Below are 9,806 nucleotides of genomic sequence, written 5' to 3'. Positions count from 1 at the left end.
TCCTACTTCGCGGGTTCCTGCGGCGGAGCGCCGCTGACTGTGATGCGTCAGTACATCGAGGGCCAGAAGCGCCCCCTCTGACCGCTACTTCAGAGGCGCAGAGACCTCCGGCGCTTCGCGCCTCCGGGCCAAGGACGCGTTTCCCTCCCCGGCTGAAGCCAGGGACACCCACGCAAGATCAGGGATGGCGGAGCTGTCCGACGCCGTGGAGCTTGGCGTGACCGAGCTGGTCGCCAACGTCGTACGCCATGTCCCGGACCGGCGCTGCGCGTTGCTGTTGCTGCGGCAGTCGGCGGGGGTTCGGGTGGAGGTCACGGATGACTCGCCCCAACTTCCCGTCTTCCCGGCCGAGTTGTCGTGGGAGTCGGAGGGCGGACGCGGGCTCGTCCTGCTCGATGCGATGGCCGCCAAGTGGGGAGTGTGGCCGGAGGCCGGGGGTGGCAAGACGGTGTGGTTCGAGTGCCGGGGTGACGACAGCGGCTGAGGGTGGTGCGGGGCACGGGCGAGTCGGGGATGATGTGGGATCTTCGGCAGGGCCCGGGGCGTGGGGCAGGGCAGGGGGTTGCGGGTGGAGGCGTTCGAGGCGCTGGAAGCGGGGGATCCGGAGCAGGTCGGGCGGTACCGGATCGTGGCGCGGCTGGGTGTGGGCGGAATGGGCCGGGTGTACTTAGGGCGCTCGCCCGGCGGCCGGGCGGTGGCGGTGAAGGTGGTGCGCCCCGAACTGGCCGAGGACGGCGAGTTCCGGCGCCGGTTCGCCCGGGAGGTGGCCGCCGCCCGACGAGTCAACGGGGTGTTCACCGCCGGTGTGGTGGACGCCGATCCGGACGGGTCGCCGGCATGGCTTGCGACGGCGTACGTGCCGGGCGTCGCGTTGGGCGATGCCGTGACCGCCCACGGGCCCTGGCCGCAGGGCCCGGTGCTGGCACTCGGCGCCGGCCTGGCCGAGGCGCTGGAGGCGATCCACGCGGCTGATGTGGTCCACCGGGACCTCAAACCGTCGAACATCCTCCTCGCGGCGGACGGACCACGGGTGATCGATTTCGGGATCTCGGTGGCTCACGAGGCCAGCGCGTTGACCCGAACCGGCATGGTGGTGGGCACGCCGGGGTTCATGTCCCCCGAGCAGCTGACCGGTAAGCCGATCGGGCCCGCCAGCGATGTCTTCTCCCTCGGGGCGGTGCTGGCATTCACCGCGACGGGATCGGGGCCGTTCGGGACCGGCTCGGGGCACGCCCTGAGCTTCCGCGTCGTCTACGAGGAACCCGACCTGCACCAACTCCCGCCCGTTCTACGGCCCTTGGTGGCCCGCTGCCTGGACAAGCAACCTGACCGGCGCCCGACGGTGGCGACGCTGCTGGAACAGCTGGCGGAGGCTGCCGCCGAGGAGGCGAGGGGGGCTGAGGCCGTCGGGGAGGCCGCCGCCGGAGAGGCCGCAGTCGGCGAGGCCGCCGCCGGGGAGGCCGTCGCCCACACGCCTACCCAGCCCGGCTGGCTCCCCGCACCGGTCGCCGCGACCCTGCACTCACGCACCACCGCGCACGGGCCTGCGGTCCCACCAGCACCAGCACCAGCACCACCGGCGCCAGCACCGGTACGGGAGCCCGACCCCGCTCCCGTACCGGCTCCCACCTCGGCTCCGGCACTGACCGAGACACCCGAATCCGAGGCACCCGACTCACTCGAATCCGAGGCACCCGAATCCGAGGTACCCGAACCCGAGACGCCCGAATCCGAGCCCTCGCCCGAGAGCCCGGAGGCGGCAGTAACCGGTACCGGCCCGACCGCGCGCCCGGCCGGGGCCGGCCTGACCCGTCGGCGGGCCCTGCTCGGCCTCGGCGGGGCCGCCGCCGCAGGACTCGGCTTCGCCGGCTGGAGGTTCAGCGACCGCGACTCATCCGCCAAGGAATCCGAGGCCCCGCCCGGTTCCGGCCGAAGACCCAGCGCGTCCCCCACGCCCACACCCACGCCCAATCGCGACGCCGTGTTCGGCGTGGAGCAGTGGAGATTCGTCACGGGTGGCCTCGTGTACGGGTCACCGATCGTCGCCGACGGCGTCGTCTACATCGGCAGCGGCACCGACAAGCTGTACGCGCTGGAGACCCTGACCGGCGTACAGCGGTGGACGTTCACGACTCGTGGGGACGTGTATTCGGCGGCGGCTGTCGCCGACGGGACGGTCTACGTGGGCAGTGTGGACAACTACCTGTACGCGGTGGACACACGCACCGGCAAGCAACGGTGGAAATTCCTCACCGGCAAGAACGGCAGCTCGTCGCCGACTGTCGCCGACGGTGTGGTGTACGTCGGCGGCGGGGTCGACGTCCCGGGCCCCGGCGGAGTCGGCAGCGACTACATAGCGGGCTATGTGTACGCGATCGACGCCGGCACCGGCAAGCAGCGGTGGAAGTTCACCACCCCCAGCCGAGTCGAGGAGCCGCCGACCGTTGTCGACGGGGTGGTCTATGCCTGCAGTGTGAGCGGCACCGCGTATGCGGTGGATGCCGGCACCGGCAAGCAGCGGTGGAAGTTCACCACCCGCGACTTGGTGACCGCAGCCGCGACCGTCGTCGACGGCGTGGTCTACGTCAGCAGCGAGGACAGCAACGTGTACGCGCTGGACGCCGCGACCGGCAAGCAGCGCTGGAAATTCGCCACCAGCGACAACGTGAGCGCGCCGACTGTCGCCGATGGGACGGTCTACTTGGGCGCCGGGGGCAACTTGTCCGCCGTGGACGTCGGCACCGGCAAGCAGCGATGGAAATCCCGCATCAGCAAAGCCCCATTCGTGAGCGAGCCGATTGTCGTCGACGGCATGGCCTACGTGGGCAGCGGGGACGGCAACCTGTATGCCGTGGACGCCGGCACCGGCGAACAGCAGTGGAAATTCCGCACCGGCAGCCCCGTGAAGACGCCGGCCTTCGCCGACGGAGTGCTCTACATCAGCAGCGTGAACGGCATCGTGTACGCGGTGACGTAGCAACCGAGGCCGACGTGGTGGTCGAGACGCTGCCATCGTGGCCAGGGCCGTGGCGCGGTGCCGGATCAGCGTTGCAGCCACTCGTCGAGGAGCGCGGCCTCAGCTTTGCTGAGACCGGGCAGTTCGGGCAGGAGGGTGCGGAAGGCCGCAACGACGGCCGCCGGGTCCTGGGTGGGGACAGCGGGCTCATCCACGAGGATGGCGCGAGTGATCGCGTCGAAGGCGGCGTCGGCCAGGTGCGGGTCGCTTTGCTCCGGTGGCAGGGTCAGCAGGGTGTGGACGGTTCCGACCCCCGCCGAGCGGATGAGGTTGACGGCCCGTTCCTCACTCACCCGGAGCCGCCCCGCGGCGGCGATTCTGTGCACACGCCCGGCGAGGATCAGCACACCCTTGACCTGTGCCGGGGTGGCGCGTGCGCGGGCCGGGTCGAGCAACAGGCCGTAGACGTACGGGTGGGCCAGGCCGAAGCTGATCTGCGTGTTCCATCCGGCGCGGAGGTCTTCCACAGGGTCGTCCGAGGGCGCGGTGGTCTGCTTGCTCGCCACATGTTCGGCGAAGACATGCTCCGCGGCGACATCCAGCAGGTCGTCCTTGTCCTGGAAGAAGCGGTAGAGAGCCGGAGGCTGCAGCCCGGCTTCGTGGGCCACGCGGCGCGTGGTCACCGCGGCCGGACCCTGGTCGCGCAGCAGGCCGGCCGCAGCCTTCACGATGCGGTCCCGGGTGATGTCTCGCCGCTGCGTGTTCGGTGCCATGGAGGCGATGGTATCGCCCGGGCGTGACAGGCGATGCTACCGCTGATATTGCCGCCTCTCCGCAGGTGACCTGTCCGAAGATGCTGGTCAGTCGCCCAATCTCCGGATGGACTCTCACGGTCGTAACCAATGGAATTATCAGTGATACCGTTATTTCAGTTCCGTTGGAAACGTCATCAGACTGGAGCCATCGATGCTGATCGTCACGGGAGCCACCGGCCACCTCGGGTCGCTGATCGTCAACCGCCTGCTGGAGCGGGTACCGGCCGACAGGATCGGCGTCAGTGTGCGCGACGTGAGCAAGGCCGCCGACCTTGCCGAGCGCGGTGTCCGAGTCCGAGCGGGAGACTTCACCGAACCCGACAGTCTCAAGCACGCTTTCGAAGGTGCCGAGCGTGTCCTGGTCGTCTCCGCGGCCATTCGAGGCGGCGGCGCGTTGACCGCCAACAGCGCCGCCATCGACGCAGCACGGGAAGCGGGCGCCCAACGCATCCTCTACACCAGCCACCAGGCCGCCTCTCCCGCGTCGCTCTTCCCGCCGCAGAAGGTCCACGCGGCTACCGAGGAGCACCTCAAGCAGCAGGGAGTCCCCTATACCGCGCTTCGCAACGGGTTCTATGCCTCCACCTTGGGCTACTACATCGGCGCGGCGCTCAAGACCGGCACGCTCGCCGTGCCGCAGGACGGTCCGGTGTCCTGGACGGCCCACGAGGACCTGGCAGAAGCCGCGGCCTTCGCCCTGACCGAAGGCGGTGCGCTCGAAGGGGTCACGCCACCGCTGACAGCCCCTCACACGCTGGACTTCGCCGACGTCGCCGAAATCCTCAGCCGCATCACCGGCCGGACCGTCACCCGAGTCGTCATGGACGACAACGAGTGGATATCCGCAGCCGTCGCCGGCGGGATGCCGCGGCCTGCTGCGGAGTTCAGCTTGACGATGTTCGCGGCATCGCGCGATGGCGAGTTCACCGCCACCGACCCCACCCTGGAAGCCACCATCGGTCGCCCCGCGAAGACCGTCCACGAGGTCTTGCAGGCCGCCTTGCGCTCGCGGTAGACCGACCGGTCCGATCGGGTTCCGTACGGACCGGCCCGATCGAGGTTCCATACGGACTCGTTCGGGCGCATGGCGAAGGCGGCGACCCGGGGATCGGGGTCGCCGCCTTCGCGTACGTGGGTGCACGTGGGTGGCGTGCGGGCCGGTCAGTACCAGCCGTTGGACTGCCAGAAGTTCCAGGCGCCGACCGGGCTGCCGTAGCGGGACTTCATGTAGTCGAGGCCCCACTCGATCTGGGTCTCCGGGTTCGTCTTCCAGTCGGAACCGGCGGACGCCATCTTCGAGCCCGGCAGGGCCTGGACCAGACCGTAGGCGCCGGAGGAGGAGTTGGTGGCGGTGACGTTCCAGCCGCTCTCGTGCTCGACGATCTTGCTGAACGCGGCGAACTGCGCGTCGTTCGGGATCATCTTCTGCGCGATCGCCTTGGCCGAGGTGGAGGAGGCCTTCGCGGGGGCCGCGGCCTGGGCGGGGGACGCCGCGAGCACCATGCCGGCGGTGGCAGCGGCCACGGCGGCGCCCGTGAGGGCCTTCTTCGGAGTGGCGATGCGGCGGATGCGGGTGGAGAAGGACACAGAGAACCTTTTCTTCGGGGACGGGGTGGCCGCTCGTACGCCGTGACGTGAGCCCTGGCATGCGTCGGCGCCGCGGCCCGGGTGGGCACGTCGGCGCCTTGCGACTCGTCCAGAGAAACAGGCTTGCGATGCGTCCGCAATGACCCCTTTTGCTAGTTGTGGTCGTATCTGTTGAAAAAGGTCCTTCTGTGACGTGGCTCTCAATCCCCAGGTCAGAGGCCATTACGACGCGAGCATGACAGGCGAATTGGTCTACGGCCGCGCTTCGTAAGTGACCTACGTCCTGTGGGGCGGCTCACGGCGTGTGTAACAGGCAGTGGTTGACGCTTCTACGGGGTGCGGTCGGGCGGTGTGACGGGCGCCGCACCGCGCGGGTGCTCGAACGTGACCGAGGTCTCGAAGGCCGCCCTCCGCGTGGCCCGCCGGAGCGCCTTGAGGACGGTCGCGCCGAGCGTGAGGGTCAGGACGACGGTCACCGCGGCCCGGCCCAGGTCCCAGCCGAGGGAGGTGGCCAGGCAGTACGCGACGAAGCGGGCCAGGTTGGTGCCGACACCGTCGTGCGGGTCGAAGGCGACGTTCGACGACAGCGCGTCCATGAAGGGCCAGCCCGCCAGGTTCATGAACGTGCCGTACGCGAAGGCGGCGAGGAACCCGTACGCGGCGAGCATGACCAGCTCGCCCCGGCCACGCAGCCGGTCGGGCCCCGGGAGCAGGCCCGCGCCCATCGTGAACCAGCCCATGGAGAGCATCTGGAACGGCATCCACGGCCCGACCCCGCCCGTCAGCAGCGCGGAGGCGAACATCGTGACCGCCCCGAGCACGAACCCGAACCCCGGCCCGAGCACCCGCCCGCTCAGCACCATCAGAAAGAACATCGGCTCGATCCCCGCCGTCCCGGCCCCGATCGGCCGCAGCGCGGCACCGGTCGCGGCGAGCACCCCGAGCATCGCCACGGCCTTGGGCCCAAGACCCGACTCGGAGATCGTCGCCGCCACGACCCCGACCAGCAGCACGAGCAGCCCGGCGAACAGCCAGGGCGCGTCCTTCGAGTGGGCCCCGACCTGAGAGCTCGGCCCGCTGAAGAAGGGCCAGGTGAGCGCGGCGAGACCGATGACACTGACGAGGGCGAGGGTGGCGAGGGAACGGGGGCCCAGGCGGATGGGGCGGGCTTGGGGTTGGTGGGTCTGTTGGATCCGCTGGGTGTGCTGGGTGTGCTGGGCTTGTCGGGAGTTCAAGTTCATGCTTCCGCTCCCTCCTCCCGTTCGGGCGCGCGGAGCGCCTCGCGTACCTGGGAGACCGTCAGCCACTTCTGCGGAGAGAGGATCTTGGTGACCTGGGGAGCGAAGGACGGGGAGGCGACGACGACCTCGGCCGTCGGGCCGTCGGCGACGGGTTCGCCGTCGGCGAGGATGATGACCCGGTGGGAGAGTTCGGCGGCCAGTTCGACGTCGTGGGTGGCCAGGATGATGGCGTGGCCCTCGGCCGCGAGGTTCCGCAGGACGGTGACCAGGCGGGACTTGGCCGCGTAGTCGAGGCCACGGGTCGGTTCGTCGAGGAGGAGCAGGGGCGGACGGGCTGTCAGGACGACCGCCAGGGCGAGGGCCAGCCGCTGGCCCTCCGAGAGGTCCCGCGGGTGTGTGTCGTCCTCGATGCCCGGGAGCAGCTCGGACACCAGGGCCCGGCACGTGCCTGGCCCGGCGCCCGCGTCACTGTCCGCGGCCGCGCACTCTCCGGCCACCGTGTCCGCGTACAGCAGGTCGCGGGGCTCCTGGGGTACGAGGCCGACGTGGCGGATCAGCTCACGGGGTGCCGTGCGGTGGGGTTCGACGCCTCCCACGCGTACGGATCCCGCCGCGGGCACGACCAGGCCGACGAGGGCGGACAGCAGCGTCGACTTGCCTGCGCCGTTGCGGCCCATGAGGGCGACGGTCTCGCCGGGCGCGACGGTGAGGGTGACGTCGTGGAGTACCTCGGCGCGGCCGCGGCGGACGGCGAGGCCGTCAACCACCGCTGTGGGGTGGGGAGTTGGGACTCCGGTCTCGGGGGTGCGCTTGCGGAAGAGCTTCGGGCGGCGGCTGGGTGCGGTGGCGGTGGCGCCTTCCGTCGCGAGTACGGCCGCTGCTGCTGCCCCTGCCCCTGCTGTGGCTGTGGCTGCGGCCGTGGTTGTGCCCGTGGCTTCGTACGCGTTCCCCGCCAGCCGTTCCCGCAACGCCCCCGCCCTCCGTCGCGCGTCCCGCACCGTCAGCGGCAGGGGTGACCATCCGGCGAGCCGTCCCAGGGCCACGACCGGCGGATACACCGGGGACACGGCCATGACCTCGGACGGCGTGCCCAGCACCAGCGGGGCGCCGGGGGACGGGAGGAGGGCGACCTGGTCGGCGTACTGGACGACGCGTTCCAGGCGGTGTTCGGCCATGAGGACCGTCGTGCCGAGGTCGTGGACGAGACGCTGGAGGACGGCGAGCACCTCCTCCGCCGCGGCCGGGTCGAGGGCCGACGTCGGTTCGTCGAGGACCAGGACCCTGGGGTGCGGGGTGAGGACCGAGCCGATCGCGACGCGCTGCTGCTGGCCGCCGGAGAGCGTGGAGATGGGGCGGTCGCGGAGGTCCGCGAGACCGAGCAGGTCCAGTGTCTCCTCGACGCGGCGGCGCATCACGTCGGGCGCGAGGCCCAACGACTCCATTCCGTACGCGAGTTCGTCCTCGACCGTGTCCGTCACGAAGTGCGACAGCGGGTCCTGGCCCACCGTGCCGACCACGTCCGCGAGTTCGCGCGGCTTGTGCGTCCGCGTGTCACGGCCCGCCACCGTCACGCGTCCGCGCAGGGTGCCGCCCGTGAAGTGCGGGACCAGTCCGCTCACCGCGCCCAGGACCGTCGACTTGCCGACGCCGGACGGTCCGACCAGCAGCACCAACTCGCCCTCGGGGACGGTGAGTTCGATGCCCTGGACGGAGGGCGCGGCCGCCCCGTCGTACGTGACGGAGACGTCCTCGAAGCGGATCATGAGGACTCCTTGCGGCTGTTGTGGTCCTTGCGGCTGTTCTGGGGAGCGGGGGCGACGAAGGAGGGCACGAGGCCGAGCAGGATCGCGGCGGCCGGCCACAGGGGGAGCGTCGGTGCGGTGAGGGGGACGACGCCGGGGTGCAGGGACGCCGAGTCGTACGAGGCGTACAGGATCAGCAGTGCCGCGACCGCCGCGCCGGACGCGGTGACCAGCCACGCGCGGACGCCCCACGCGTCCGGCCGGTACCGCGTGCGCAGCGAGCGGCGGCCGCCGAGCCACAGCCCGGCGAGGGCCGCGGCCAGCCCGGCCAGCAGTACGGGCAGGCCGTACGTGCCTCCCTCCGCGGTGAGCAGGCCGTACGTTCCCGCGCAGACGCCGACCAGGCCGCCGAGTGTGAGTGCGGCGGTGGTGCGGCGGACGGTCGGCGGAACGTCGGCGGTACGGCCGTAGCCGCGCGCGTCCATCGCCGCCGCGAGGGAGACGGACCGCTCCAACGCGCCCTCCAGGACCGGGAGTCCGACCTGGAGCAGGCCGCGCAGGCCCTTGTCCGGACGACCGCGAAGACGCCGTGCGGCGCGCAGGCGCTGGACGTCCGCGATCAGGTTCGGGGCGAAGGTGAGCGCGACCACTACGGCAACTCCCGCCTCGTACAAGGCTCCTGGGAGGGATTTGAGGAGGCGGGCCGGGTTCGCGAGGGCGTTCGCCGCGCCCACGCAGATGAGCAGCGTGGCGAGTTTCAAGCCGTCGTACAGGGCGAAGACCAGGCCTTCCGCGGTGACTCGGCCGCCGATGCGGATGCCCTGGGCCCAGTGGGGGAGGGGGAGTTCGGGGAGGGTGACGAGGGTGTGCGTGCCGGGGATGGGGGAGCCGAGGAGCACGGCGAAGGCCAGGCGGATGGCCAGCACGACGAGCGCCAGCTTGACGAAGGCGCCGTACGAACGGGCCCACGGGGCCTCCGTCCGGCGAGCCGCCACCACGTAGCCGGCCACGCCGATCAGCAGGGCGAGGAGGAGGGGGTTCGTGGTGCGGGAGGCGGCGGTCCCGAGGCCGAGGGCCCAGAGCCACCAGGCGCCGGGGTGCAGGGCGTTGGAACGGGTTGCCGCCGGGGCGCGGAGTTGCCGCCGGACTCTTTTGGAAGCGGGGGCCGGGGCTTTGGGCTGCGCCCGTCCCTTTCGCCCTGCGGAACGAATGCCTGCGGCGGTAGCGGCGGCGTCGGCGGCAGCGGCGGCGGCAGCGGCGGCGGCTGAGGCGGACGGGTCGGCCGAGGCCGAGGCGGAAGCGGAAGTGGTGGGCGAGGCGGGAGCGGTGGGTGAGGCGGCAGCGGTGGCCGCTTGTCCCGCTTGTTCGGGGTTGCGCGCCTGCCCGCGCCCGCGCCCGCGCCCGCGCCCGCGCCCCCGGCGCCGGTCGTCGTTGCTGCTGACGGTCATCGCAGTGGTCCCGTCAG

7 protein-coding genes and 2 pseudogenes are annotated in these 9,806 nt (G+C 71.3%); 4 read left to right on the top strand and 5 right to left on the bottom strand.

Annotated features, from left to right (window positions below; translation table 11 throughout):
• The 3 genes and pseudogenes from GAS53_RS58875 to GAS53_RS55770 all read left to right on the top strand — a co-directional run.
• Nucleotides 1-81 (top strand): annotated as a pseudogene (locus tag GAS53_RS58875) (IS200/IS605 family transposase); the annotation flags it as partial.
• 103 nt (nt 82-184) lie between these two features.
• Nucleotides 185-484: pseudogene (locus tag GAS53_RS48995) on the top strand (ATP-binding protein); the annotation flags it as partial.
• A gap of 60 nt (nt 485-544) precedes the next feature.
• Complete coding sequence (locus tag GAS53_RS55770) at nt 545-2,977, top strand: serine/threonine-protein kinase (RefSeq protein WP_192583633.1); 2,433 nt, start codon at nt 545-547, stop codon at nt 2,975-2,977.
• Nucleotides 2,978-3,042: 65 nt separating this feature from the next.
• Here the strand turns inward: GAS53_RS55770 and GAS53_RS48975 are convergent, their stop codons facing one another.
• On the bottom strand, nt 3,043-3,729 hold the full coding sequence (locus GAS53_RS48975) for a TetR/AcrR family transcriptional regulator (RefSeq protein ID WP_151484271.1): 687 nt from the start codon (nt 3,727-3,729) through the stop codon (nt 3,043-3,045).
• Between the two features lie 193 nt (nt 3,730-3,922).
• Between GAS53_RS48975 and GAS53_RS48970 the strand changes: the two genes are divergently transcribed.
• Nucleotides 3,923-4,786, top strand: a complete 864-nt coding sequence (locus GAS53_RS48970) for an SDR family oxidoreductase (RefSeq protein WP_151484270.1) — start codon at nt 3,923-3,925, stop codon at nt 4,784-4,786.
• 146 nt (nt 4,787-4,932) lie between these two features.
• On the opposite strand, the gene GAS53_RS48965 is transcribed toward GAS53_RS48970, so the two are convergent.
• The 4 genes from GAS53_RS48965 to GAS53_RS48950 all read right to left on the bottom strand — a co-directional run bounded on the left by GAS53_RS48965 (nt 4,933) and on the right by GAS53_RS48950 (nt 9,789).
• The gene (locus tag GAS53_RS48965; RefSeq protein ID WP_225859594.1) at nt 4,933-5,358 is read right to left on the bottom strand and encodes an aggregation-promoting factor C-terminal-like domain-containing protein; all 426 of its coding nucleotides are present in this window, start codon (nt 5,356-5,358) and stop codon (nt 4,933-4,935) included.
• A 329-nt stretch (nt 5,359-5,687) separates the two neighbouring features.
• Nucleotides 5,688-6,599 carry an ECF transporter S component gene (locus tag GAS53_RS48960; RefSeq protein ID WP_151484269.1) on the bottom strand — a complete coding sequence of 304 codons (912 nt, stop codon included), beginning with the start codon at nt 6,597-6,599 and terminating at the stop codon, nt 5,688-5,690.
• Entirely contained in the window at nt 6,596-8,362 is a 1,767-nt protein-coding gene (locus GAS53_RS48955) for an ABC transporter ATP-binding protein (RefSeq protein ID WP_151484268.1), read from the bottom strand. The genes GAS53_RS48960 and GAS53_RS48955 overlap by 4 nt, the downstream gene beginning before the upstream one ends.
• Complete coding sequence (locus GAS53_RS48950; RefSeq protein WP_318724293.1) at nt 8,359-9,789, bottom strand: energy-coupling factor transporter transmembrane component T; 1,431 nt, start codon at nt 9,787-9,789, stop codon at nt 8,359-8,361. Before GAS53_RS48950 ends, GAS53_RS48955 begins: the two co-directional genes overlap by 4 nt.
• Nucleotides 9,790-9,806: the final 17 nt, after the last annotated feature.

Origin of the sequence: Streptomyces albicerus, from assembly GCF_008905045.1 — a bacterium.
Taxonomy (GTDB): domain Bacteria; phylum Actinomycetota; class Actinomycetes; order Streptomycetales; family Streptomycetaceae; genus Streptomyces; species Streptomyces albicerus.
The sequence above is the reverse complement of the archived record's forward strand: the minus strand, read 5'-3'. Positions and strand labels throughout refer to the sequence as shown.